The organism is Pediococcus pentosaceus ATCC 25745, assembly GCF_000014505.1.
In the GTDB taxonomy this organism is placed as follows: Bacteria; Bacillota; Bacilli; order Lactobacillales; family Lactobacillaceae; genus Pediococcus; species Pediococcus pentosaceus.
On record NC_008525.1, the window covers coordinates 1,264,636 to 1,290,617 of the forward strand.

At 36.6% G+C, this 25,982-nt stretch carries 23 protein-coding genes and 2 other annotated features; of the genes, 2 read left to right on the plus strand and 21 right to left on the minus strand.

From position 1 onward, the window contains the following. Window positions 1-54: 54 nt before the first annotated feature. The 21 genes from rny to ezrA all read right to left on the minus strand — a co-directional run bounded on the left by rny (window position 55) and on the right by ezrA (window position 24,541). A complete protein-coding gene (gene rny / locus PEPE_RS06175) occupies window positions 55-1,614 on the minus strand; it encodes a ribonuclease Y (protein ID WP_011673585.1) in 1,560 nt (519 codons plus the stop codon). 168 nt (window positions 1,615-1,782) lie between these two features. Next, the gene (recA, locus tag PEPE_RS06180; RefSeq protein ID WP_002833728.1) at window positions 1,783-2,841 is read right to left on the minus strand and encodes a recombinase RecA; all 1,059 of its coding nucleotides are present in this window, start codon (window positions 2,839-2,841) and stop codon (window positions 1,783-1,785) included. 89 nt (window positions 2,842-2,930) lie between these two features. Next, window positions 2,931-4,172: a competence/damage-inducible protein A gene (locus PEPE_RS06185; protein WP_011673586.1), complete on the minus strand. Its 1,242-nt coding sequence runs from the start codon at window positions 4,170-4,172 to the stop codon at window positions 2,931-2,933. 109 nt (window positions 4,173-4,281) lie between these two features. Beyond that, entirely contained in the window at window positions 4,282-4,863 is a 582-nt protein-coding gene (pgsA, locus tag PEPE_RS06190) for a CDP-diacylglycerol--glycerol-3-phosphate 3-phosphatidyltransferase (RefSeq protein WP_002833726.1), read from the minus strand. Window positions 4,864-4,875: 12 nt separating this feature from the next. Further along, entirely contained in the window at window positions 4,876-5,745 is an 870-nt protein-coding gene (locus PEPE_RS06195) for a helix-turn-helix domain-containing protein (RefSeq protein ID WP_011673587.1), read from the minus strand. Window positions 5,746-5,790: 45 nt separating this feature from the next. Continuing rightward, a complete protein-coding gene (ymfI, locus tag PEPE_RS06200; protein WP_011673588.1) occupies window positions 5,791-6,516 on the minus strand; it encodes an elongation factor P 5-aminopentanone reductase in 726 nt (241 codons plus the stop codon). Then, complete coding sequence (gene yfmH / locus PEPE_RS06205; protein WP_011673589.1) at window positions 6,513-7,805, minus strand: EF-P 5-aminopentanol modification-associated protein YfmH; 1,293 nt, start codon at window positions 7,803-7,805, stop codon at window positions 6,513-6,515. Before yfmH ends, ymfI begins: the two co-directional genes overlap by 4 nt. A 5-nt stretch (window positions 7,806-7,810) precedes the next feature. Further along, window positions 7,811-9,064: an EF-P 5-aminopentanol modification-associated protein YfmF gene (gene yfmF / locus PEPE_RS06210; protein WP_011673590.1), complete on the minus strand. Its 1,254-nt coding sequence runs from the start codon at window positions 9,062-9,064 to the stop codon at window positions 7,811-7,813. A gap of 67 nt (window positions 9,065-9,131) precedes the next feature. Continuing rightward, complete coding sequence (cls, locus tag PEPE_RS06215; protein ID WP_011673591.1) at window positions 9,132-10,559, minus strand: cardiolipin synthase; 1,428 nt, start codon at window positions 10,557-10,559, stop codon at window positions 9,132-9,134. Between the two features lie 80 nt (window positions 10,560-10,639). Then, window positions 10,640-11,461 carry an amino acid ABC transporter substrate-binding protein gene (locus tag PEPE_RS06220; RefSeq protein WP_011673592.1) on the minus strand — a complete coding sequence of 274 codons (822 nt, stop codon included), beginning with the start codon at window positions 11,459-11,461 and terminating at the stop codon, window positions 10,640-10,642. Then, window positions 11,462-12,097: an amino acid ABC transporter ATP-binding protein gene (locus tag PEPE_RS06225; RefSeq protein WP_002833718.1), complete on the minus strand. Its 636-nt coding sequence runs from the start codon at window positions 12,095-12,097 to the stop codon at window positions 11,462-11,464. A gap of 14 nt (window positions 12,098-12,111) precedes the next feature. Continuing rightward, on the minus strand, window positions 12,112-12,762 hold the full coding sequence (locus PEPE_RS06230) for an amino acid ABC transporter permease (protein WP_002833717.1): 651 nt from the start codon (window positions 12,760-12,762) through the stop codon (window positions 12,112-12,114). A 183-nt stretch (window positions 12,763-12,945) separates the two neighbouring features. Continuing rightward, window positions 12,946-13,176: a binding site (T-box leader), on the minus strand. A 42-nt stretch (window positions 13,177-13,218) separates the two neighbouring features. Then, a complete protein-coding gene (gene mreD / locus PEPE_RS06235; protein ID WP_002833716.1) occupies window positions 13,219-13,764 on the minus strand; it encodes a rod shape-determining protein MreD in 546 nt (181 codons plus the stop codon). A gap of 9 nt (window positions 13,765-13,773) precedes the next feature. Then, on the minus strand, window positions 13,774-14,619 hold the full coding sequence (mreC, locus tag PEPE_RS06240; RefSeq protein ID WP_002833715.1) for a rod shape-determining protein MreC: 846 nt from the start codon (window positions 14,617-14,619) through the stop codon (window positions 13,774-13,776). Window positions 14,620-14,717: 98 nt separating this feature from the next. Further along, on the minus strand, window positions 14,718-15,377 hold the full coding sequence (locus tag PEPE_RS06245; protein WP_011673593.1) for a JAB domain-containing protein: 660 nt from the start codon (window positions 15,375-15,377) through the stop codon (window positions 14,718-14,720). 42 nt (window positions 15,378-15,419) lie between these two features. Continuing rightward, window positions 15,420-16,694, minus strand: coding sequence for a bifunctional folylpolyglutamate synthase/dihydrofolate synthase (locus PEPE_RS06250; RefSeq protein WP_011673594.1), 1,275 nt, complete (start codon window positions 16,692-16,694; stop codon window positions 15,420-15,422). Window positions 16,695-16,777: 83 nt separating this feature from the next. Continuing rightward, window positions 16,778-19,444 carry a valine--tRNA ligase gene (locus tag PEPE_RS06255; protein ID WP_011673595.1) on the minus strand — a complete coding sequence of 889 codons (2,667 nt, stop codon included), beginning with the start codon at window positions 19,442-19,444 and terminating at the stop codon, window positions 16,778-16,780. Between the two features lie 45 nt (window positions 19,445-19,489). Continuing rightward, window positions 19,490-19,701: a binding site (T-box leader), on the minus strand. A gap of 42 nt (window positions 19,702-19,743) precedes the next feature. Then, on the minus strand, window positions 19,744-20,235 hold the full coding sequence (tpx, locus tag PEPE_RS06260) for a thiol peroxidase (protein ID WP_002833710.1): 492 nt from the start codon (window positions 20,233-20,235) through the stop codon (window positions 19,744-19,746). Window positions 20,236-20,311: 76 nt separating this feature from the next. Then, window positions 20,312-21,529, minus strand: a complete 1,218-nt coding sequence (gene thiI / locus PEPE_RS06265; protein ID WP_011673596.1) for a tRNA uracil 4-sulfurtransferase ThiI — start codon at window positions 21,527-21,529, stop codon at window positions 20,312-20,314. An 8-nt stretch (window positions 21,530-21,537) separates the two neighbouring features. Then, entirely contained in the window at window positions 21,538-22,692 is a 1,155-nt protein-coding gene (locus PEPE_RS06270) for a cysteine desulfurase family protein (RefSeq protein ID WP_002833708.1), read from the minus strand. A 139-nt stretch (window positions 22,693-22,831) separates the two neighbouring features. Further along, window positions 22,832-24,541 (minus strand): septation ring formation regulator EzrA, encoded by a 1,710-nt coding sequence (gene ezrA, locus PEPE_RS06275; RefSeq protein WP_002833707.1) that lies wholly within the window; start codon window positions 24,539-24,541, stop codon window positions 22,832-22,834. Between the two features lie 163 nt (window positions 24,542-24,704). On the opposite strand from ezrA, the gene PEPE_RS06280 reads away from it, so the two are divergent. Further along, window positions 24,705-25,190, plus strand: coding sequence for a GAF domain-containing protein (locus tag PEPE_RS06280; protein ID WP_002833706.1), 486 nt, complete (start codon window positions 24,705-24,707; stop codon window positions 25,188-25,190). A 182-nt stretch (window positions 25,191-25,372) separates the two neighbouring features. Then, on the plus strand, window positions 25,373-25,981 hold the full coding sequence (gene rpsD, locus PEPE_RS06285) for a 30S ribosomal protein S4 (RefSeq protein ID WP_011673597.1): 609 nt from the start codon (window positions 25,373-25,375) through the stop codon (window positions 25,979-25,981). Window position 25,982 lies beyond the last annotated feature (1 nt).

Consider the following 25,982-nt stretch of genomic DNA (forward strand, 5'->3'; position numbering starts at 1 on the left):
ATGGATATTCTAACATATAACAAAAAAAGAGCGGACCGCTAGTCCAACTCTCCTTTACTTAGCATAATCAACTGCTCGAACTTCACGTACAACCGTTACTTTAACTTTTCCAGCATATTCGAGCTCTTTTTCAATCGCCTTACGAATATTGTGGGTCAACATAACCGCCTTCAAATCGTTAATCTTATTAGGTTTAACGATAACGCGAACTTCACGTCCAGCTTGAATTGCGTAACTTTTCTTTACTCCATCAAAATTATTAGAAATCTGTTCTAGTTTTTCTAAACGATGAATATAACTTTGTAGTGTATCACTCCGTGCCCCTGGTCGCGCTGCTGAAATCGAGTTAGCTGCAGCAACCAATACGGAGATAACATGCTGTGCTTCAACACCATCGTGATGAGCGGCAATTGCATTAATTACCGTTGCACTTTCTTTATACTTCTTAGCCAACTCAACTCCAAGTTGAGCGTGCGAAGTATCAGTTTCATGTTGTACTGCTTTACCAATATCGTGTAATAATCCTGCGCGTTTTGCTACAGTAACATCTTCACCTAATTCAGCAGCTAAAACACCTGCTAAATTAGCAACTTCAATTGAATGGTTTAAAACATTTTGACCATAACTCGTCCGATATTTTAATTGTCCAATTAACTTAATTAGTTCCGGGTTCATAGAATGAATTCCCAAATCAAAGACCGCTTGTTCACCAGTCTTACGAATATTGTCATCCATTTCTTTTTTAGCTTTTTCAACCATTTCCTCAATTCGAGCAGGATGAATCCGACCATCTTGAATCAGTTTGTCTAAGGCAATTCGAGCAATTTCGCGACGAATTGGGTCAAAGCTACTCAATACCACGGCTTCAGGAGTGTCATCAATGATCAAGTCTACTCCCGTGACATTTTGGAAGTTTCGAATATTACGGCCTTCACGTCCGATAATTCTACCCTTCATATCATCATTGGGCAACGAAACCACCGTAATTGTGGTTTCAGATGCCATATCAGCCGCACTGCGTTGAATAGCTTCAGCGATAAGTTTCCTGGCAGTCTGATCTGCTTCTGCTTCAGCATCTTCAAGACCTTCCTTGATTATTAACGCTCTTTCCTTTTCCAACTTAGCTTCTGTTTCGGAAATAATTAAGTTCTTTGCATCTTCTTGAGTTAGATTGGAAACTCGCTCAAGTTCTTGTTGTCGTTCTTCAACGAGTGATGATGCTTTTTGTTGTTGCTCATCGATATGCTTTTGGTCTAGAGCAAGTTTCTGTTCTTTTCGTTCTAGGCTATTCTCTCTCTTTTCGAAGGAATTATCCTTACGATCAAGAGAATCTTCTCTCTGAAGTAAACGATCTTCTTGCTTTTGAAGCTCAGCCCGTCGCTCTTTTAATTCTTTTTCCACCTTCGCCCGATAGCGATGACTCTCGTCCTTGGCTTCTAGAAGCTTTTCACGACGTTCCGTTTCTGCTTGCTTTCTTGCATTTTCAACAATTACATCTGCCGAATTACTGGCATTTGCAGTTTGCTTTTCAATGAGCCGTTTGTGCATAAAGAATCCTGCACAATAGCCAACAACTATAGCGATGATTGCGAGGATAATATATAAAATTATCATCTTTGCCTCCAAATCATCAAGACCATAGTTATATCTCTTGAATGATGTTATTTGATTTTCACACTTATTATCATTTTAATATTTAGGTATAAGAGTGTCAATGAATCATTTAGTTTGAAACCTATCAAAAAAGATTCAAGAAAAGTTTCTTGAATCTTTTAGTAGTATTTAAGCTAAATCTGAATCATCAGTTGAAGATTTTTTGGAACTTTCTTTTTTAACTTCACTCGTAGGATCAGCTACCATACCATACGCTTCACGAACTTTACCAAGAATTTCTGCACGAACGTCTGGATGTTCATCAATGTACTTCTTAGCATTCTCACGACCCTGTCCAATGCGTTCGTCTCCGTATGAATACCATGAACCACTCTTACCAACCAAATCTTTTTCAACAGCCATATCAATCATCTCACCAGTTTGCGAAATTCCATGACCATACATAATATCGACTTCAGCCTTTTTGAATGGAGGAGCAACCTTATTTTTTACCACTTTAATACGAACACGGTTACCAATAACGTCGGCACCATCTTTAATTTGTTCTGCACGGCGTACTTCTAAACGGATTGTTGCATAGAATTTTAAAGCCCGTCCACCAGGAGTTGTTTCTGGATTACCAAACATAATTCCGACTTTTTCACGTATTTGGTTAATGAATAACGCAATCGTCTTAGTTTTGTTAATCGAACCAGATAATTTACGAAGTGCTTGTGACATCATCCGAGCTTGGAGGCCAACATGAGCATCCCCCATCTCTCCATCAATTTCAGCACGTGGAACTAAGGCTGCAACGGAATCAATAACGACCAAGTCAATAGCACCACTTGATACCAAAGCATCGGCAATAGCTAATCCTTCTTCACCAGTGTCTGGTTGTGAAAGTAAGAGTGAATCGATATCAACGCCCAAATTAGTTGCATATGCAGGATCCATCGCGTTTTCAGCATCAATATATGCAGCAGTTCCCCCACGTTTTTGCACTTCAGCAACTGCATGTAAAGCTACAGTTGTCTTACCAGAACTTTCAGGCCCATAAATTTCGACGATTCTTCCCTTAGGAAAACCGCCAACTCCTAGTGCATCGTCTAATGCTAAAGAACCACTGGGAATCGTTGAAATTTGCGTATCAACCGCATCCCCCATTCGCATAATAGATCCTTTACCAAAGTTTTTTTCAATTTTTTTAAGTGCTTTATTTAAAGCTTCTTGTCTTTCGTCTGCCAATTAATAACCTCCTAGGGTTTCTCTATACTAGTATGATACATAGTTATTTTATAAAAATCAACAAAAAAGCGAACAAAAGTTCGAATGTTTTATTTAATAACATTTTCCCATATCATTCTAAATCCGTTCATCACGGCTAGGTGCCGAATCTTTTCACGGTTACCAACAAAATTAAATTCTTTAGTGACTATTGACCCATCACGTTTAGCTAAACCAATCCATACGTTTCCGGGTTGGTGATGTTCTAAGGCCCCTGGTCCAGCTACTCCAGTAAAACTAACCGCTATATCCGTATCTAACGTCTTTTGAGCCCCTCTAGCCATCTCTTCCGCTACTTGCCGACTTACAACCGTGTTTTCTTCAATCGTTGCTGGTTGAACCCCTATCAACTTACTTTTGACCTCATCAGCATATGTTACAAATCCTCCCGGAAAAATGGTTGCTGCTCCAGAAGTTTCTACAACCGTACTTTCAAAAGCTCCCCCCGTCAAACTTTCTGCCGCTGTTAATGAAATATTGCGTTTAATCAATTGATTAACGACAAAATCGGTGAAAGAAACTCTGTCACCTTCTGCATAAAAGAATTCTCCAACTCGATCTAGTAGTTGCTTTTTAGTATGATTTAAAATTTCCTCAGCAGCTAGCTTAGAATTAGCTTTGGCAGTCAATCGAATTGTCACATCGGTTGGTTTAAAGTAAAGGGCGATAGTAGGATTGCTTTGATTACGAACAATCTCATCTACTCGAGCAGCTAAATCTGCCTCACCGATTCCAACAAAATGCAGAGTTTTAGATTGAATTGTTTTCTCCAAACCATATTGCTGGCTTAGTAGCGGAAGTACCTTTTCATCCACCATAGGTTCGAATTCCGAAGGCGGTCCAGGCAAAACAATATAATCGGTTTGCTCTGTGTGATAAAAAATACCCAGGGCTAATCCATTAGGATTATGAATTGGTTTAGCCCCATCCAGTAATAAAGCCTGACGTTCATTATTTTTAGTCAATGGCCGATTTTGTTTTTTAAAATAGTCTGTAATTTGTTGTAGCGCCTCGGGATGGTGTTTTAAGTTTTTTCCGACAAATTTAGCCAAGGATTGCTTAGTGATATCGTCCTCTGTTGGACCTAATCCGCCGATCGTAACCACTAAATCACTTCTCTTCGAAGCGACTTCTAAGGCATCCATGATGTTTTTTTCGTTATCTCCAACAGTTATTTTGTTGAAAACATCAATCCCTAATTTAGCAAAAAGCTGGCTCAGATAAACGGCGTTAGTATCGACGATTTCTCCTAACAAAATTTCTGTACCAACTGAAATAATTTCAGCGTTCATTTTTTTTCCTCCTCAATGCTTATATATGTAATTTTACTCGTTTTTATTTTTTTGTATTAAAAAAAGGTCCATAACAAAATCATAAATTTCGCTATAGTCCTTTATATTACTAGAATGAATCAGAAAAAATGGCCCGATTCTTATAAAAATAATCGATTCCTGAATAAACAGTAAAGAATAAGCAGACATATAATAATACTGTACCTAGACCGAAATGTAAGAAACTTGAGAAAATGTTATTCAAAAGCAAGAAAATAATCGCGAACATTTGCGAGAATGTTTTGATTTTTCCAGGCATTTCAGCTGCTAGTACCTCACCATCATTTTCCACAATGATTAAGCGCAATCCACTAATAGCTAACTCACGACAAACGATGATAGCAGCAATCCAAGCTGGAACCATCTTCATTTCTACTAAGACAATAAAAGCAGTCATTACTAACATTTTATCTGCAATTGGATCAGCAAATTTACCAAAATTGGTAACCAAATGTTGACGTCTAGCAATCTGTCCATCTAAAAAATCGGTAATAGATGCAATTGCAAAAACAAGTGCCCCCCAAATCTTGGTAACTGCAATACTTGTCCCCAACCAAACTACACTTCCACCAACTTCTGGCATGACTGTGAGTATGATAAAAATTGGAATTAAAATTATTCTAAAAATGGTTAATTTATTAGGTAAATTCATTGATACTCCCTCTTATTTTACTTCAATTGTTATATTTCGAACCACCGAATTGGTAGTTGATTTAGGTATTTCTTTTCCGGCAATCGTTCCCGTAAACCCAGTTGAGGCGCCAATTTTAAGCGCATAAGTGTAACCTTTTTTCAATTCAATTGTTTTGCTAGCATTCGCTTCTAGCAGTCCTTGCCAAGTAGTTTCTGCTTTAGGCTGAGTTACCGTCAATGCATTCCAAGATCTTTGGCCCATCTGCATCTTTAAGTTAGCATGCTGGCTTCCTGCAGCCAACGTTACCTCTAAATTATCGGAGCTATTGTTAATTTTTTTAAGTGTAGCCTTCGAGTTCTTTGAACTAGCACTTTCCTTCTTGGAAGAGCTTGCCTTCGACTGATCATGTTTCTTGGTAGATGTCCCTTTAGTTGTATCAACCACCTTGACCTGATTTGGTACCTTGAACGTAGATTTAGTATGTCCAGCCATGTCATTGAAAGCTCCCCAAACTAAAAGCCAAATAACAACCACCAATACAATTCCCATCAACCATGGATGTTGTCGGATTAATCCTTGCAAAACTGATTTTCGTTGTTGTGCTTCTTTTTGACTACGACTTGATATCTCAGCATGCGTACGACGCCATTCTTTGATACTATTCGGTTCACTTTTTAGGTTGCGACTGCCAAGGTCAATTTCAAGTAGATTGGCGTATTGCTTAATCAGTGATTGTGTATAATAATCACCTGGTAAATCATCATTTTCACCAGCTTCTAACGCCATTAAATATCGTTTTGAAATTTGCAGTTTAAATTGAACTTCTTCAATCGTCCACCCTTTTTTTATACGAGCATCTTGCAGACGCTCACCAATTTCCTTGTATTTTCTAGTGCTCATAAGTATACCGCCCAACTTATTTCTAAATCAAAGATAAGTATATCATTATTTTTTCCATCCACCATCAACATAAATCGTTTGACCAGTTAGGTAAGAGGCCCGTTCATCCATAATTGATTGAACTATATGACTGATCTCTGTTGGATCACCGAAACGTCCCACCGGTATTTCTTCATTAACTGCTTCAATTTCTGTTTGATTAAATTCATCGTTCATCTTAGTGGCAACTGCCCCTGGTGCAACAGCATTAACAGTAACTCCTAGTGAAGCAACTTCTTTAGAGTAGGCATTTACAAAACTACTAATCCCCCCCTTAATAGCACTATAAGGTACCTCCATTGAACTGCCTACTGCTCCATAGATTGAACCAATAAAAACAATTCTTCCATTTTCAGCGTTGCTTATTTTTTTAATTACCTTTTGAATAACTAACATGGGTGTTTTTAACTGTTCTTGCCACAAATTTTCCAACTGTTGGGCACTAAAACAATCAAACAATTGATAGATTGTCGTTCCTTGAGCAAAAACCACGGCATTCAACCCAAAAATATTTTGGCTAATTTTTTGAGCAGCGTCTTCGCTTCTGAAATTCGCTTGAATGGTTAAAAAATCTTGCTGAGGATATTCTGCCCGTAACTCATTGGCTAATTGATTAGTTGTTGCCTCATTTTGATAATAATGTAAGTAAAGTGACCATCCCTTTTGAGCCAAATCTTTGCTAATCGCTGTTCCGATATTGCCGCTTGCTCCACAAATTAATGCAAATTTCATTTCTTCGCCTGCTCACTATCCATTTTAAACGTACTGATAACAACATTTTTCATAAAGGTATCGAAAGTATTAATTACTTCGTCTAAAGAGATATCTTGATAAAGCATTGCTTCATCAAAAATTGTCGTATTTCCATAGTTTTCACCTTCAAATGAATTAGCAATAGCTTCCAAAGAATTCATCCTAGTAATACTTCTTCCATACATTTCTTTTTTAGCTAGCTCGAAATCTTTGAGGAGCGCATCCGACTTCATTAAAACAGTTGTCAAAATATCTTTTAAGGCTTGTATCAATTCAGTAGGATGGTTGGTGTCACCGCCCAAAGTTAGGAACAAGGCTTCTCTTTCACTATTTAAATCGTATCCAAAAGTGTCGTCCAAAAGCCCTTCATCATACAATTCTAAATATAATCTAGAAGATGAACTTAAGATTAAATATAACGCCAAATCAAGCGTAATAATGAATCTTAGACGTTCAATACCAGGTTGAGGCAATGCTTTAGCATTTTTAACTCCTAACATAACTTTAGGACGTTCAACCTTAGTCAATAATGCACGATTTTCGATAATCTCATCATCATCGGATTCTGGAGTAGGAATTTCAAAGTTAACTTTTGCAAACTCTTTTCGTTGCTGATTATCCTTAATCCATTGAAGGATCTGATCCGGATCTAGGTTCCCAGTAACAAATAAATTCATATTTTCGGGACGGTAAAACACTTTATGTACTTTGTACAACAACTCCGGAGTAATTTTAGCAATTGATTCCACGGTTCCGGCAATGTCGTCACTAATGGATTGATTGGGGAAGAGATTCTTTAAAATTCCCATGTATAATTGCCAATCAAAATCGTCATTATACATCTGAATTTCTTGTCCAATAATTCCTTGTTCTTTAGCAACTGACTTCTCCGAAAAATATGGCTGTTGAACAAAATCTAACAAAATATCTAAATTCTCTTGTAATCCAGTCGTTGAAGAAAATAGATAACTAGTCTTGGTATAGCTTGTAAATGCATTGGAATCTGCTCCGTTATTAGTGAACAATTCAAATGCATCGTATTCCGCCTTTTCAAAAAGTTTATGTTCTAAAAAGTGTGCCGTGCCGGCGGGAATCTGAATTTTTTCACCATCTAAAGTGAATGCTCGATCCATTGATCCAAAATCAGTAGTTAAAACGGCGTATGTTTTTTTAAATCCAGTTTTGGGTAAAATATTAACTTTTAAACCGTTGGAAAGAACGGTTGAAAATAAGCATTCATTGAACGCTTGATATACTTTTTTATTCATTCAAATTATTCTCCACTCAAGAAATATTCAGCTCGAATTTTAATTTGCTGAGCTAATTGTTCAATATCCTTTTTAGACACTGCATTAATCTGGGTTAGCCACTCTTCCGTCGACCAATGTCGATTTAACAGATAATCATTTAATCCACGCCGATGTGCGGTTCTTTGCAAGTCCATCCCCGAAAGATAATCTGATTGTAGTCCTTTTTTAATGTTAGCAAGTTCGCTTTCAGTAAAGAGCCCATTTTGCATGTCTTGGAGTTGTTGTTGAATAATTTGCATTGCAGCATCATGGTTCCCGCCATTAATACCTGTCTGGATATTTAAGATTCCGTCATATAAATCTAAACTCGAACTAGCATAGTAGGCCAAGCTGGCTTTTTCGCGCACGTTAACAAACAACTTAGATTGTGGTGATCCGCCGAATAAAGCATTAAATACGACTGCCGTAAAAAAGTTCTCTCCAGTCATATCAGCCGGAATATTGAAAGATAAGTTTAAGCGTGCTTGGCGTACATCTTGATGTTCAGCCTTAACGATAGCTTTCTCCCGTGCATCGAAATGTGTAATTAAAGGTTTTAAATCAAATTGGCGTTCATCTAATTCAAAAATCTTTAAATCTTCCTCAATCTCTTCTTGATTGACGTCCCCTGAAACACTAATATGCACTAAATCATTTTTAAGCATATCCAAATAAGCTCGGTAGGTTTCTGCATTTTTTAGGTTCTCTAAATCTTCTACTAATCCATAGCTTGGAATACCTTGTACCACGGTCTGACCGAAAGTTAGTTTACGTAATTGTTGCGCGGACCAATACTGCTTATCTTCTGTTGCCGATTTAACATAATTTAACATATTTTGCTTTTGACGTTGGAATGTTTCTTCATCAAATTGCTTACCATCTGCTAGTGGATGAACAATCACTTCATTCAAAAAGCGAATCGCATCTTGAATTAAGTTTTGGTGCTTAATATATTTATCATTAGCAACTACCATTGAGAAAGCTACATCATGCATATTACCTTTTTTAGCAGCACCTCCACCAAAGCTAGCGCCGAACATTTCCGATAGAGCATGCGTAAACCGAACTTGATCTGGATACTTTTTAGTACTTGTATCTAAAATATTAGCAATTAAAGAGCGTTGGGCTAAATCTTTAATCGTTGCGTATTTCAAAAAATGTACGTCAATGCGCACAGTTTTAAATTTTTTACTTGGTAAAACTAAAGTCTGAATCCCAGACTGATTTTGAACATCCAATATGATGCCTCCTACTTTTTCACATGCGATTAATGTTAGCGAAATTTCGCACACTTTTCAATGTTAATTAAAGAATTGGTGAAATCAAACGACTAGCCAATTGACGGAATTTTTTCCACGAAGATTGTTGCTTGAAATATTCTTCATCCAATTCACGCGCATCCTTTAAATCATTTTTAATTGTAGCGATTATTTGTTCAGCCACTTTAGGATCATACATAAATGCATTTGCTTCAAAATTTAATTTAAAAGAACGAATATCCCAATTTGCTGAACCTACACTTGTAATCATATTATCGACCACAATCGTCTTAGCATGCATGAACCCATTTTGATATGAATAGATACGCGCGCCAGCTTTTAACAATTGTTGTACATAATACTCTGTAGCCCGGTAGACGAAGGGATGATCAGGCATTTGTGGAATTACAATCCGCACTTCGATGCCTGAACGAATAGCGATTAACAAAGCTTCCATTAAGGCATCATCAGGGATAAAGTATGGCGTTTCAATCCAAATGGAATGTTTAGCCCCCATAATCATTTTAATATAACCCTGTTTGATTTTTTGAACATCATTCTCAGGTCCACTACTAACAATCTGCATTGGAATATTATTTTGAACGTTACTTTGTGGAAAATAATCTAAGCTAAATTGAACTTTTTGACGCTTAGCAGATGCATTCCAATCCATGAAAAAACGACTTTGCAATTGCAATACCACGGAACCCTCTAACCTTAAGTGCGTATCACGCCAGTTTCCAAAGCGCTTATTACGTCCTAAATATTGGTCACCAATGTTAAAACCACCAATGTATCCAACCGATCCATCAATCACCACAATTTTTCGATGATTTCGAAAATTAATTCTAAAACTATAATAGCCTAGTTTAGATTTCATAAATGGCGTGACTTCGCCACCAGCCTGAATTAATTCTTTAAAAAATTTTTGCTTGGATCCTTTTGATCCAAATAAATCGTACAACACCCTTACTTGGACACCTTCACGCGCTTTTTGAACCAAAATTTTACGTAATTTTTTGCCTAACTGATCATCATAGATTGTAAAATATTCGATATTGATATGATGTTTAGCCTTTTTTAAATCTTCAAACAAGCTGTTAAATTTTTCATGACCATCTGTAAAAATCTTTAAATCATTTTTAGTCGTTAAAATTGCATTATCCGTGTTTAAAAACATCTGAACCAAGTCATTTTCAAGATTGGTATCCAGGGTCGGTTTGTTTTTAGGATTACGCTTTTGATATTCAGCCATATCGCTAATTCCGAGTCTTTTTTGAGCTTTCAAATCAAATATTTGCCTTTGATTTAACTTCCAGCCAAAAAATAGATAAATTATAAACCCAATTCCAGGAAGCAATAGCATTACAAATAACCAAGCCCATGCTGCAGAAATATCTCGCTTTTCCATTAATGCGATCGTTAACGCGATGATAATATTGATTAGATAAAAAACAATCTCAATAAGAACCAAAATGATCTTCCTCCGCCATTCTTTTCTCCAGTGTATCAAAAAGACCGAAAATAACTAAATTTTCGGTCTTAAGGTTCAGATTATTTTCCAAACCACTTTTGATTGATACGTTTTAATTCTCCATCGGCCCTTAATTGATTAATTCCCTGATCAATTTTTTGTTTAACTTCAGTGTTGCCTTTTTTAATTCCAACTGCAAATTGTTCACTGGGCATATTACTCTTTATAATCCGATAATCACTTGAATTCGACATATGCTTAATATAGTAATTAGCATACACACTATCAATTAGTAACCCTTGGATACGGTTAGCATTCAAATCAATAAACGCGTTATTGAAACTATCATACAAAATAGGGTCGTGGTTTTTAATCCGATTCTTTAAAATTTGGGGATGGTCATCAATATCTTGTGCCCCCGATGACCCACTTTGTGCACCAACACTTTTATTTTTCAGATCTGCTAACTTGGTAATCCCGCTACTTTTCTTTACTACTATAATTTGTTGATTAGTTAGATAAGGCTCACTTAGCGTCAACGCTTTTTGACGTTCATCAGTGATTGTTAATCCATTCCAAATCAAATCAATCGTTTGATTGCGCAATTCAGTTACGTTCATTGACCAATCAATTGTTTGAAAATCAACTTTAATTCCATATTGTCTAAAAACTGCTCTAGCTAAATCAATATCGTATCCAGCAAGCTGCCCATTTTTTTCTCGAAATCCCATTGGTACAAAACTATCATCTAAGCCAATTACGACTTTTTTATTTTTTTGAATAGTTTCCCAACTACTAGGTTCGGCCCTCGTGGTTTTCTTTGAATTGCCACAACCTCCTAGAACTGGAATAATTAATAGTCCCAAAGCCATCACAAGAAATAATTTCAATTCTTTTTTCATTTAATCCACCGGCTTCACTGTTAAAGTATCATCAGCAACTTTATCTGCAAATTCAATATCATGCGTAATAATTACTTGTGTAATACCATTTTCCTTCAAGTCTAAGATTAATTTACTAACTTCATTTCGAAGTTCAGGATCTAACGCTGAAGTTGGTTCATCGTAGCAAAGAATACTAGGGTTCATCGCTAACGCTCTTGCAATCGCTACTCGCTGTTTTTGCCCACCGGATAGTTGATATGGATATTGTTCTACAAATTTAGTTAAATCAAGGCGTTCAATAATGTTTTGCACGCGTTCTTTAGCTTCCGTTTCTTTTTGATGTAAAACATTGATTGGAGCCAGCGTGATGTTATCGATTACTGATAAGTTAGGAAATAATTGAAAATCTTGAAAAACAACTCCGATTACACTTTCATTGTCTCGACTTTCATATGGATCAAACGGTTGCCCATCTAAAAGAAATTCACCTGAATCAATTTTTTCTAACCCGCTAATACAACGTAAAAGGGTTGTTTTACCCGCTCCTGAAGGACCAACAATAGTTAATATTTTCCCATCTTGAATTTTTAAGTTCAAATTATTGATAATAGTTTTACCGTTGAAACTTTTAACAACATTTTTAAGCTCTAACATAACCTAATCCCTCCCTATTTAAAGTATGAATAGTGTTTTTCGACTTTACGTAACAGGAATGTACATATCCCTGTCAATATTAGGTACATAATACCGACTAAGATAAATGGAACCAAAGTCACATCACGAGCCGCTGCTACATTTCCTGCACGTAGTAAGTCACCAATTCCAATCACATAAACTAATGACGAATCTTTAACAAGGTTGATAACTTCATTTCCGATTGATGGGAGAACAATTTTAGCGACCTGAGGCAAAATTACTTTCTTAGTTGTTTGCCAATAGGTCATCTGAAGTACCCGTCCCGCCTCATATTGACCTTTATCAACGGATTGTAATCCTCCCCGAAAAATTTCTGCAAAATAGGCTGCATAGTTTAGGATAAAAGCTAGTAAAGCAGCTTCGTAGCGTGGAAATACAATTCCCACAGTTGGTAATCCGTAAAAAATAAAAATTAATTGCAAAAGTAATGGAGTACCACGCATTAACCACACATACGCACTTATAATTGCTTGGAATGGTTTAAATTTTGATACTAACCCCAACGCTAGAAAAACACCTAGAATTAATGACCCCACAATTGTCCAACAGAAAACCTGTAATGTCATTGATGCCCCACTTAACAAAGATGGTATGATTTCTGAAATATAATTAATGTTAAACATCGCTATTCCCCTTTTCAATAAATAAAAAATCCTCTTAGGCGTTAAAAAGCCTAAGAGGACGAGTTAATCGTGGTTCCACCCCTGATTCGTTATTTACTCACATAAATAACCTCAGAAAGTTAGTTAACCTTCTTTAGTAGCACACCACCCAGTCCATAAAAAAATCCTCTTAGGCCAAAAGCCTAAGAGGACGAGTTCAATCGCGGTTCCACCTCAAGTTTGTTAATTGCTCACGCAACCAACCTCAGAAAGTTAATTAACTTAAATGATAACGGAATTACCGGATAACTCTAATTAATTGTTCAAGTTATCAACTTACAGATGTGTTTCATTTATGGTCTTGACCATGCTTCCACTGTCCACGGCTCGCTTAACGAAGATTACATAAACTACTTTTCTGATCATTGCTAAAGTATACAAATAATATCAATTATATTTAAAACTTTCAAGTCCTTATTACATAAAACTTCTTGAATTGGTTCCCCGTGTTCTTCTAAATACGGTTTTAATTGGGTAATATAGAATTACAAAAATTGATAAATTGAGAATAATGGTTGGTAAAAACGAATATCCGATGAAAAATGTGGTAGTCACATTCGCCATCTTAATCATTTGAAAAACGATGAAAAATAAGATGTTATACATCGCCATCGCAAACATATCCATCCCCAACACTATCAAGAATGTTGTTTTAACAAAAGGTCGAATTCCACGAATAAACATCACTACGATTGGAATAATAAAAGTATCCACGCCAAAAACTCCAGTATAATACCAATCAAATATAATCCCAATAACAAATGACCACAATGTGAAATTAATTTGAGATTCTCCTTCAAAAAAGATCGCCATTACAAACCACATCAACGTTAGATTACAAATCATCGAATATGGATATTGAAATAAAGTTGACGAAAAAATTTGATTTAATGAACCATCTAGAAAAAAAGCAATCAATAAAACGATAGGAAAAATATATTTTAATTTTGCAGATTGTAACATGCTTTCACCCTAATCTAACTTAGCAATATAAACGTTGTTAACATTGCTTAATTTAGCTGCTGGTTCGATTCGAATTTCGCTAGCTAACCCATAATCATCTTTTGAAATTTTAGCAACTTTTCCGACATACAGTCCTTTTGGAGTAACTCCTCCAAGACCTGATGTTGTTACCGGAGTTCCAACTTTAACCGTCTTTTTATCCGTAATTTGTCCCATAATAATCTGGTTAGTCTTTTTATCGTAGCCAGTAATAATACCGTTAATATATTCTCCATCAGTTGCTTGAACCTGAATAGCAAAGCGATTAGCGGATTCATTATTATCACTAATCAATTCAACTTTACTTACCGTATAATCAGCTTCTACTACCCGACCAACTAATCCGTTACCGGCTAAGACGGGTTGATTTTTCTTTATCCCATTAGCCGTTCCTTTGTTTACCGTAATTAAATCTTGCCATGAACTTGGTGAACGGGTTAAAACGGTTGCTGCTGTTAGTGAATAGTCCGACATGGTTTCTTTTAGGCCAACTAATTTCTTTAATTCTTTGTTCTCAGCCTTTAAGCTTTTATTTTCGGCGTTGATTGAATCATTTTTTTCAATCCCTTTTCTCAAACGTGCGTTTTCTTCGTAGGTCGAAACAAAGTTGTTAATATCAGTGGTCATTGTTTGTACACCATGAATCGGCAATGCAATCACACGACTAACTGTACCAAAAACGTCGTTACCGACTTTTTGAATAACAGGCGTCTTATCTTTCTTTTTCAATGTAAGTGAACCTGCAATTAAACCTACCGCGATAATTGCACAAATCACTGTTATAACTAATTTTCGATTAGAAAAAAACTTATGCATGAGCCCTGAACCCCTTAACTTATCTCATTAAAATGACTTCATAAATTATAACATATAAAGATTATAAACTAGGCAATAACCTAAATGTTTATCAATCATTAAATAAATCTTTTTTCTGCTGCACTCCAGTAACTTTGATCTCCTACAATTAAGTGATCAATTAGGCGAATACCCATTAAATCGCCGACTTTTTTCATTTTCTTGGTGAAGGCTAAATCATTGGTTGAAGGCTCTATATTACCGCTTGGATGATTGTGGATTAAAACAAAACTATTTGCACTAACCCGCAATACTTCCACCATAATTTCTCGAGGATGAACTTCTGCCGAGTTAAGGCCACCCTTAAAAACAACAATTTCGCGTTTAATTTGATTTTTAGTATCCAAACATAATACCAACAGGTGTTCTTGCGGTTCCTTTTGAAATCTTGAAACCATCATTTGTCCCAACTGAGCGCTTCCTAGTACCTTTCCCAGTAAATGGATTGGTTGTTTTTGAATTCGACGTCCCAATTCAATACCCGCCTCCAAAGCTACAGTAGCATCTGGAATATTTTTAAAAATTTTTCTTTTTTCATTTTGACTTAGTAAGCCGTAACCAGCTATGTCTCCAATTGTATCCCAAAAATGATTAGTTAGCTGGTTAATTTTTTGACTTTGTCCAAAACTATCCAAAAAAGCTCGAACAAGTTCTTCGTTACTTAAATTTTCAGCACCGACTTTTTTTAATTTTGCTTTCGCTTCATCTTGAATTTCCATATACATCACCTCTAATAAATACATACGGAAATTCAGCCGGCTTTATTTAATTAGCTGCGGGCGTACCTCAGAAATAAAATACAAGGATCCGGTAATAATAATTACGTCGCTAGGTTTAGCCTGACGCAGAATTTCTTTTAAAGCCAACTGCCAATTCGCTTGATAATTAATATCTTTTCGAATCGGATCGTGCAGTTCTGACCAGTCTACAGCAGCACGCTTGATTGGCCCATTAAATCTAGTTAACGTTAACTCTACTTGTTTTAAATCAACTAACTCGGTCAACATTGCCTCAAATCTTTTGTCATCTAAAATAGCTGCTAAAATAAAAACTTTTTGTTCTGGCCAATACGCTTGAATCGATTTTTTTAATGCTTGGATTCCTGGTAAATTATGGGCCCCATCTAAAATAATTTTAGGCCGTTTTTGAATAATTTCCATTCGGCCAGCCCATTGAGTATGTTGGACTGCTTGTCGTAATTGATCATAGTTAATCTTCCAATTTAATTGACGACTAACTACTAACATAGTTTCTAGAGCAACTGCTAAATTATTTACTTGATATAAACCCAGTAAGCCACTGTGGATATGTTCGATTTGAGCGAACGTATTGCTGAAAAAATTTTCCTTGGAATCAATTTTAAAATCACGTTTCAAAATTTTTAGCGGTGCATGTAACTTTTTAGCTTCCTCTTCAATCACTCGTAGCGCAGCCTGATCTTCAGTTCCAGTGATTACTGGAACATTAGTTTTAATAATGCCTGCTTTTTGAAAAGCAATTTTAGGTAATGTATCACCCAGAATTTGCATATGATCCCAACCAATATTCGTTATTACACTAGCAATCGGGGTGAAGACATTTGTAGAATCATACCTTCCTCCAATACCTACTTCAATCAAAACTATATCCACGGGGTGTTTTTTAAAATACAAAAACATCATGGCTGTGACAATTTCGAATTCTAATGGTCCACCTAAGGGAGTTTGATCTAACTCGTCTACGATTGGTTTGATTTCTTCCACTAACGTTAGAATCTCATCGTCACGGATAGGGATTCCATTTACTGCAATCCGCTCATTGAAGCGTTCTAAATAAGGCGAAGTAAATGTCCCTACTCGTTGTCCAGTAGTCTCCATCATTTTGGCCAAAAAAGCAATGGTCGAACCTTTACCATTGGTCCCTGCAACATGAATTCCTTGAATTGCATCTTGTGGATTCCCTAACTGATCTAGAAAGGCAGTCATTCTTTTTACGGTCGGCTCTTTTCGTAACCGCGGCCGCCCGTGTATAAATTTCAAAGCCGTTTTATAATCCATCACTGAGCCCCCTTCTAGCAAAAAAGAACCGCATCAAAAATCACTTTTTGTTTGCAGTTCTTTAATGTTAATTTAAACGTTAGCTACTTGCTTTCAGATTTAATATCTGCAAGACGACGTTTAGTTGCTTCTAATTTACCTTCGTAATCCGTTTGTTTTGCACGTTCAGCTGCAACAACTTCTTCAGGAGCATTGCTTACAAAACGTTCATTTTGTAATTTTTTAACCACACGGTTTACTTCTTGCTCGTACTTAGCTTCTTCTTTTTCCAGACGCGCAATTTCATCTTCCAAGTTTACTAATTCAGCTAGTGGAATGTAAATTTCTCCGTCCGTAATTACCGCTGACATTGAAAGTTTTGGTGCCTCTACATCTGCCCCTAATTCAAAATTAGCTGGATGACAGAAACGATCAATATAATCGCGATTTTCATTAAAGAGTTGCATTAGTTTTGTACTATCAGTCTTAATCAAAAGATCAACCGGACTAGACATTGGGGCCCCAGCTTCTGAACGAATGTTACGAACCGCCTTAATCAATCCAATTAAGTGATCCATTCCCGCTTCAGCATCTTGATTTTCTAGTTCAGCATGTACAACCGGATATTCTGCATTCACTAATGATTGACCATCATGTGGCATGGAGAGCCAAATTTTTTCAGTAACAAATGGCATCACTGGGTGCAACAAACGAAGTGTTTGATCAAGAACGTATGCCAATACATTTTGAGTATTAACCTTAGCTTGTTCATCTTCACCGTTCAAAATTTCTTTACTCATTTCGATATACCAGTCACAGAAATCATCCCAAATAAAGGTGTACATTGCCCGACCAGCTTCACCAAAATCATAAACGTCAAAGAAGTGCGTAACTTGTTCAACCGTTTTATTCAAACGACTCAAAATCCATTTATCAGCTAATGTTAATTGGCTTAATTCTGGAAGTTTTGGCTGTTCAACTTGATCCAAATTCATAATTACATAACGGCTAGCATTCCAAATCTTATTGATAAAGTTCCATGCCGAATCCATCTTATCGTAACTAAAGCGTAAATCTTGTCCAGCAGTTGAACCATTGGATAAGAACCAACGAAGCGCATCGGCACCATACTTATCAATTACGTCCATTGGATCAATCCCATTACCCAAGGATTTACTCATCTTGCGTCCTTGCTCGTCACGAATTAAACCGTGAAGTAACACATCTTTAAACGGACGTTTGCCAGTGAATTCTAGACTTTGGAAAATCATTCTAGCAACCCAGAAGAAGATAATGTCATATCCAGTAACTAATGTACTAGTTGGGAAATAACGTTTAAAATCTGCTGAATTCTCATCAGGCCAACCCATTGTTGTAAATGGCCATAAAGCACTTGAGAACCAAGTATCCAAAACATCGGGGTCTTGTTCCCAATTTTCAACATCTTGAGGTGCTTCTTCGCCCACGTAAACTTCTCCAGTTTGCTTGTTATACCAAGCAGGGATTTGATGTCCCCACCACAATTGACGTGAAATAACCCAATCATGAGCATTCTCCATCCATTGGTTAAAGGTATGTTCAAAACGTTCAGGAATAAAGTTAACCTTATCGTCTGTTTTTTGGTTATCCAGCGCCATTTGGGCTAACTTATCCATCTTAACAAACCACTGGGTAGATAATCGAGATTCGACTTGCACACCCGTCCGTTCAGAATGGCCCACACTATGAACAATTGGATCAATCTTAATCATGTAATCTTGTTCTTCAAGATCTTTAACCATGGCTTTCCGAGCTTCAAAGCGATCCATACCTTCGTACTTACCAGCATTTTCATTCATTGAAGCATCTTCATTCATCGTATTGATGCGCTTCAAATCATGACGATTACCGACTTGGAAATCATTAGGGTCATGAGCTGGTGTAATTTTTACCATCCCTGTCCCAAATTCTGGGTCAACATATTGGTCAGCAATGATTGGCAAATGACGTCCTTGGAGCGGAAGAATGACTTCCTTACCAACGATATCTTTATAACGTTCATCACTAGGGTGTACAGCAATAGCAACATCCCCAAACATAGTTTCCGGACGAGTAGTTGCAATTTCGATATAGTTTTTACCGTTAAATTCAAACCCTTCATCTGCAAAGAAGTACTTAACATGATAAAAAGCACCTTGGTCATCTTGATGTTCCACTTCAATATCGGATAAGGCAGTACGAGCTTGTGGATCCCAGTTGATAATGTATTCACCACGATAAATTAAGCCTTTTTCATAAAGGGTCACAAAGACTTTCTTGACAGCTTTAGAAAGACCTTCATCTAAAGTAAAACGTTCACGGTCATAATCAAGAGAAAGACCCATCTTAGCCCACTGTTGATGAATTGTATCAGCATATTCATCTTTCCATTCCCAAACTTGGTCAACGAACTTTTCACGGCCTAAGTCATAACGGGAAACACCTTGCTCTCGTAGCTTGGCTTCTACTTTAGCTTGAGTAGCAATTCCAGCATGATCCATTCCAGGAATCCAAACAGTATCATATCCTAGCATTCGTTTTTGGCGGATCAACATATCTTGTAGTGTCGTATCCCAGGCATGTCCCAAATGTAATTTTCCAGTTACATTGGGAGGCGGAATAACGATTGAATAAGGCTTAGCCTTTTGATCTCCATTAGGTTTAAATTGTCCTTGTTCGACCCATTTTTGGTAGCGTCCATGTTCAACGCTTTGGGGGTCGTACTTTGTCGACATATCTACGTCTTTAGTCATTAAAATCCCACTTTCCTTTCCAAATAAAAAGCACCCCGTCCTAACTCATAGGACGAAGATGCTTCGCGGTACCACCTAAATTGGGCGTATTATGCCCCTCTTTAACATTGATAACGAACAATTTGTTCGATTTTCTAGAATTAAATCTAGAAAATTGGCTCATAAGCAACCCGAACTCCAACTTTTTAAGACTCTCAGCAAAAATGTCTATTCTCTGAAAAAAGTTTTGCAGCTCTCCTCTTAGTCATAACCTTCAGAATAAATAATAAAGAATAATTGTCCGTTCGTCAATTATGTTTTTACATTTTATTGATAAAATCAAGTGCAGCTTGATAGTCAGGTTCGTCATGAATTTCTGGTACAATTTCACGATAAATAATTTTGCCATCAGCATCAACAATGAAGATACTACGAGCTAGATAACCAGCATTCGGAATATATAGATTCATCTCATAACCAAATGATAGCTCATGATCTGACAATACTTCCATGTTCTTAACGCCTTCATTTGCGCACCAAGCTACTTGGTCTTTAGGCATATTGTTAGAAATGGTTACAAATCGAATATCTGAGTATTGGTCAGTTTCTTGGTTAAATTTTTTAGTTTGCATGCTGCAAACCGGCGTATTTAAATCTGGAACAACACTAATTAAAAGTGGTTTACCCAGTAAATCGCGTGTCTTAACTTTTTCACCGTCGCCAGTAAAAACTTTAAATTTGGGTAATTGTTCTCCAATCATTGGAGGATTTCCAACGAGTTCAACTTTTTCTCCACCGCGTAATACTTCCATAATTGTACGCTCCTTTATTTAAATTACGTTAACCTTATCTCAAACACTCACTGATTTCAATCAATATACAAATCCTTTACAATAATTCAGCAAAAACTTCTTCATTTTGATTCATAAAGTTTTCTTCAGCACGAATGTTAGTAATTTTTACGCCTGCTAAAGAACGTTCCAATAATCCTTCAACGTCAATTCTCTTCTCAAAGTAACGCGTCTTTTCGAGATCTGGATGTGTTTTAGGTGATGGTGGAGCAAAAATCGTACAACAATCTTCGAATGGCATAATTGATAAGTCATAAGTGTCGATATCCTTAGCTATGTCAATAATTTCATTTTTATCCATTGAAACTACCGGACGAATAATCGGCATAGTAGTTACGTCATTAATAGCTAACATGCTTTCCATTGTTTGCGAAGCTACTTGTCCTAGAGATTCTCCATTAAAGATTGCTAGTCCACCACGTTGTTTAGCTAGGGCAACTACTAGGCGCAACATCATTCGACGTTGAATCGTCATCAAATACCCCTCTGGACATTTTTCTTTAATAGTTTCTTGAATTTCTGTAAATGGAACTTGGATAAATTGAACACTTCCAGAATATGCAGCTAATTTTCCACTTAATTCCTTAGCCTTAGCTAGAGCTTGTTCGCTAGTATATGGCGGACTGAAAAAATGCACCATTTCCATCTCTACGCCACGTTTCATCCCCAAATAACCTGCCACAGGAGAATCAATTCCACCAGAAAGCATCATCATTCCCTTACCAGCAGTTCCAACCGGTAAGCCACCTGCCCCATTAATTACTTCACTAGTTAAGAAAATTCCATTAGATCGAATTTCAACACGTAAGGTAATGTCTGGATTTTTCATTTTTACATCATTATCTGGGAAGTTATCTAGTATAAATCCACCAAGTTCCCGATTCATGGTATCTGTATTAATAGCAAATTCTTTATCAGAACGACGTGTATTAATTTTAAAGGTCATTCCCGGCTTTAATTGCTCCTTCATCATTTCTAGAGCACCAGCTTGGACAGCTTCCATTGTTTTCTCAACTTTTAACATTGGCGAAAAATTTTGAATCCCAAAAACTTTTTTAAGTCTGTTAATGACTGCATCACTGTCTGTACCATTTAAGGTTACATGTGTACGATCACGATTAGGATGAATTTCAACGTCTTCAAAGTCCTTAAGACTTTTACGTATATTTCCTCCCAAACGAGCAATAAAATCTTTGCGGTTTTTACCTTTAGTTGATAGTTCACCGTAGCGAACCATTATTTCCGTATATTTCATATAAACTCCTAGCTATTTTTATTTATTTTTGAAAAGTCTTGATATAATTGGTCAAAAATTCGATTAAATTCATCAGCTTCTTCCAAAGAATTAGCACTATCTAAGCTAACTCGGACGGCACTCGTTGAAATGGTTGAGTCAATCTTCATTGCCGTTAAAGTACTTGAAGCTTGCTGTTTTTTAGAAGAACAAGCACTAGTGGTCGAAATGTAAATTCCATGTGATTCAAACGCATGAACAATCGTTTCTCCACGCACCCCTTTAATTGCAAAACACAAAATATGCGGAGCAAAGTTAGCTTGAATTTTAGAAAAAGCAACCACTTTTTCAAACTTAGTTACGTGATTATAAATTTTCTCTTTAATTGATTCTTGTAAAGCTACCTTTTGATCTTCGCCATCAAGTAGTAAACGCAGTGCCTTAGCCATCCCAGCAATCGCAGGTAAGTTCTCCGTTCCACTCCGTAAATTCTTTTCCTGTCCACCACCAGTTAACAATGGTGCAATTCGCCTACCTTCGCGCGCATAAATAAAACCCACCCCTCGAGGAGCATGAAATTTATGGCCAGAGAAGGTTACAAAATCAACACGATCATTCATGATTGCAGCTTGAATCCCTTTACCAATTCCTTGAACAGCATCGATATGAAAATGTACTTTTGGATAGTCCTTTAAAACTTCTGCTGCTTTTAAAAGTGGTTGAATTGTTCCAATTTCATTATTAATTGCCATAATCGAAACCAGAATCGTATCCGGGCGAATGGCATCTTTTAAATCTTGAATGTTAATTCGACCCTCATCATCAACGGGAAGATAGGTAATATCAAATCCTAATTGTGCTAACTGTTCCATAGAATTTTTTACGGCAGGATGTTCGACAGCCGTCGTAATTAGATGCTTTCCATACATCCGTTTTTCCATCGCTGTCCCTTTAATTACCCAGTTGTCGCCTTCCGTTCCACCACTTGTAAAAAATATTTCGTGAGGTTTAACATTTAACAAACTAGCAATTTGTTTTCTAGACTGCTCCAATAAATTGAACGACATTTCGCCCATATCATGCAAACTAGAAGGGTTACCCCAAATCTTATTACTGACCTTTTGGTAGGTCTCTAAAACGTTCTTATCAACTTTAGTTGTTGCACTATTATCAAAATAAATCATTTACTCATTTCTCCATTATATATTTCCGTAAACCCTAATAATTATAACAGAAAAATATACTTACAAAATTAAAGTAATCTAAATATTTAGATCTTCAAAGTAAAATGCCATCGCACTAAGTACGATAGCATTTTATTTTCTAATATTCAGTTCGTTTTTGTTGGTAGTAATTGTCTGTGATATTATCCACTGCACCTGGTTCAACTTCTTCTAGTGCTTTTGTAATTACAGTTAAACTTTCATTGTAACGATGGTCCGTATCAAAAAGCTTTTGAGCTCGTAAAATAGCATCTTCGATATCTTGATCGGTATGACGATAACGATTAGCGTATTGAATTGCTAACTCACTGATAGCGGCATCGTCTGTCAGATCAGTGGTCTTCTTAGTAAGAGTTTGAATATCCGTACTTACCATATCAAGTTCTCGGTTAATTTTGTCTATATTAACTCGAACTTGATTCATATCGCTCCCAACTTTTTCAATCTCATCACTAACCACAAAGAAGTAATCCATGTATCCTTCTGGAATACCTGGAAGGTTAAGACTTTCAACGTGACGTTTGATGTTATGGAGTTCACCGTCATATTGTTGCATTCTTGCACGGGCATCTTTTTCACTATCTACAAGGCTTTGAAGTTCATCATTTAATTTAGCTTGTTGATCTTCAATCTCAGAAAGTTGGTCATTTTCAGCTTTTAAACGTTCCACAATTTCTGAGTAAACAACCGGTTGGTTAGTAATTTGTTCTGTATCACGATCATGTTCATTACGAATTTCATTTAATTCAGCATCTAAGTTTTGACCTAATACCAACTGATCATCACTCAAAACATAACTTTGATCCATGCGTTCCACTTCTGCTAACAAAACTTTATTCTGTTTTTCAGCGTGATCTAAGAAGCGAGTAATTACATCAAAATTATGCTCAACTGACTTACGTGCATCAATCTCAGTTTGTAAGATACTGTATAAATCGTCAATTCTAATTTCAATTGACTTATTGTTATCACGTACAGCATCTAAACGTAAGTTACCAAGGGTTTCAAGATTATCTGAAATCTTAGCTTTAATAGCACCCAGCTCGTCATCAACGATATCATCTTCAAAGGCATAGTTATGATTAATCAATTGATCGTAGCCATCTTTGATTTCAGCAATTTGCTCTGGAAATACATTAGTTAGTTCTTCATATAAAGGTGGAACGTTTTGAATTTGTGCTTCTAATTGTTCTGTACTTGTTCGAAGTTTTTGGAGTTGGCCTTCAGCCTTTTCATGATCTCCAGCTTCTACGGTTCCACTGAACATTTCAAATTCATCATCTAAACGAGCTAATTTTTCTTCTAATAAATCAATGCTTGGACCAAGCGTTAGGTTCTTAGCTAGAAGTGTTTTTCTAATTTCTTCATACTTCATGCGTAAGACCTTAACCGCATCTCGTTGTTCTTGATCCGTACGTTTAATATTATCCAACTGATCGTTAAGACGTCGCGTTTCTTCGTCAATTGCATCTAAAGATTCACTAACCGTCGTAACATCCTTACGCGCTTCGAAAATCTTCATATCATTGACATCTTGTTTCGAATGGTTAGCAATGTCTTCAATTTCTGGTAATCGATGATCAATAATTTCCTGGTAGTCATTTCGAATGTTATCTAACCCAATAGCCGATGATCCAGTTAGATTCATGGAGGAAACTTCCATTAGTTTTTGACGCACCGGTGATTCACTGATGTCTGCTTTTCGATCTAATAATTCATCGATTTGTTTAAGTAAATAACGTTGATATGAAACAATTCCTAAATAAACTAGAATTGCTACCACTATGATTGCAATCAATACCATGATCATAACTAAAATCCCATCCTTCTTAACTTCACTCAATTCAATTGATAAAAAACTTGCCTTTTAACTTTCTTCAATTTAGAATTTACCTAATTAATTATATCATACCCATTAGTTTGTTAAACTAGGGATTTTTTATTAATTAAACATTATATAGGAAGTGACTACAATGTCAGAACCGATTAACTCAATTATTGTCGAACAGATTGATGCACTTTTGTTTAATGAAACCAACTTAATTGCCAATCTTTCAAATGCTTCAGCTTTGTTGTATAGCGAAACCAAAGATGTAAACTGGTGTGGTTTTTATCTTTTTGATTCAAAAAAAGATGAATTGGTCCTGGGACCCTTCCAAGGAAATGTGGCTTGTATGCACATCAAAAACGGTTCGGGAGTTTGTGGAACTGCCTTTAAAGAAAATAAAGTCCTCCGTGTGGAAAATGTGCATGAATTTCCTGGACACATTGCTTGTGATAGTGCATCAAACTCAGAAATTGTCTTACCTTTAATGGTGGGTAACCAATTATTAGGTGTTTTAGACATTGACTCACCGATTCTCAATCGTTTTAGTGAAGATGATGAAGCCACTCTGATTAAATTCAGAGACGCATTAGTTAAACACATTGACAGTTCTGTTTTGAGTGCGTTAAACTAGTAGGAGTGTAAAATAATGCAGCGGTGGGCGGTAAGCTCGTCAACAGATTGTTGCCTGTTTTTCAGGTCAACTAGTAACCTCAGCGGCTGCAAAGGTGAACCTTGCAAAGCAATCTGCACGAATACTAAACCCACATTTGTTTATTTTACTCCAACAAAAACAATTTATTGGAGGATATTTTTATGTCTAGATATACAGGCCCAAGCTGGAAAGTTTCACGTCGTCTTGGTATTTCATTAACAGGTACAGGTAAGGAATTGGCTCGCCGTCCTTACGCTCCTGGTGATCATGGTCAAAATAACCGTCGTAAGATTTCTGAATACGGTATGCAACTTCGCGAAAAGCAAAAGTTACGTATGATGTACGGTTTAACAGAACGTCAATTCTCAAACCTATTTGTTCGCGCTGGTAAGATCCGCGAAGGTCTTCCTGGTACAAACTTTATGGTTTTACTTGAACGTCGTTTGGACAACATGGTTTACCGTTTAGGTTTGGCAACTACTCGTCGTCAAGCTCGTCAATTGGTAAATCATGGTCACATCACTGTTGATGGCAAGCGTGTTGATATTCCTTCATACGAAGTAGAAATCGGCCAAGTTATTGGCGTTCGTGAAAAATCAAAAGATCTTAAGATTATCAGCGAAGCTGTTGAAGCTGTTGTTGGTCGTCCACAATTTGTTCAGTTTGATGCTGACAAGTTGGAAGGTTCTCTTGTTCGTCTTCCACAACGTGATGAACTTGAAGCAGATATTGACGATTCACTTATCGTTGAATACTACAACAAGCTATAAT

Bases quoted from the DNA above. Each gene is read 5' to 3' on its own strand.
- PEPE_RS06220 (WP_011673592.1), bottom strand. From the start codon at position 11,461: ATGAAAAAAGAATTGAAATTATTTCTTGTGATGGCTTTGGGACTATTA.
- rny (WP_011673585.1), bottom strand. From the start codon at position 1,614: ATGATAATTTTATATATTATCCTCGCAATCATCGCTATAGTTGTTGGC.
- ezrA (WP_002833707.1), bottom strand. From the start codon at position 24,541: ATGATCATGGTATTGATTGCAATCATAGTGGTAGCAATTCTAGTTTAT.
- thiI (WP_011673596.1), bottom strand. From the start codon at position 21,529: ATGAAATATACGGAAATAATGGTTCGCTACGGTGAACTATCAACTAAA.
- yfmH (WP_011673589.1), bottom strand. From the start codon at position 7,805: ATGAATAAAAAAGTATATCAAGCGTTCAATGAATGCTTATTTTCAACC.
- tpx (WP_002833710.1), bottom strand. From the start codon at position 20,235: ATGGAAGTATTACGCGGTGGAGAAAAAGTTGAACTCGTTGGAAATCCT.
- PEPE_RS06255 (WP_011673595.1), bottom strand. From the start codon at position 19,444: ATGACTAAAGACGTAGATATGTCGACAAAGTACGACCCCCAAAGCGTT.
- rpsD (WP_011673597.1), top strand. From the start codon at position 25,373: ATGTCTAGATATACAGGCCCAAGCTGGAAAGTTTCACGTCGTCTTGGT.
- PEPE_RS06225 (WP_002833718.1), bottom strand. From the start codon at position 12,097: ATGTTAGAGCTTAAAAATGTTGTTAAAAGTTTCAACGGTAAAACTATT.
- PEPE_RS06245 (WP_011673593.1), bottom strand. From the start codon at position 15,377: ATGGAAATTCAAGATGAAGCGAAAGCAAAATTAAAAAAAGTCGGTGCT.
- mreD (WP_002833716.1), bottom strand. From the start codon at position 13,764: ATGTTACAATCTGCAAAATTAAAATATATTTTTCCTATCGTTTTATTG.
- PEPE_RS06195 (WP_011673587.1), bottom strand. From the start codon at position 5,745: ATGAGCACTAGAAAATACAAGGAAATTGGTGAGCGTCTGCAAGATGCT.
- PEPE_RS06270 (WP_002833708.1), bottom strand. From the start codon at position 22,692: ATGATTTATTTTGATAATAGTGCAACAACTAAAGTTGATAAGAACGTT.
- PEPE_RS06280 (WP_002833706.1), top strand. From the start codon at position 24,705: ATGTCAGAACCGATTAACTCAATTATTGTCGAACAGATTGATGCACTT.
- PEPE_RS06250 (WP_011673594.1), bottom strand. From the start codon at position 16,694: ATGGATTATAAAACGGCTTTGAAATTTATACACGGGCGGCCGCGGTTA.
- ymfI (WP_011673588.1), bottom strand. From the start codon at position 6,516: ATGAAATTTGCATTAATTTGTGGAGCAAGCGGCAATATCGGAACAGCG.
- PEPE_RS06185 (WP_011673586.1), bottom strand. From the start codon at position 4,172: ATGAACGCTGAAATTATTTCAGTTGGTACAGAAATTTTGTTAGGAGAA.
- PEPE_RS06230 (WP_002833717.1), bottom strand. From the start codon at position 12,762: ATGTTTAACATTAATTATATTTCAGAAATCATACCATCTTTGTTAAGT.
- pgsA (WP_002833726.1), bottom strand. From the start codon at position 4,863: ATGAATTTACCTAATAAATTAACCATTTTTAGAATAATTTTAATTCCA.
- mreC (WP_002833715.1), bottom strand. From the start codon at position 14,619: ATGCATAAGTTTTTTTCTAATCGAAAATTAGTTATAACAGTGATTTGT.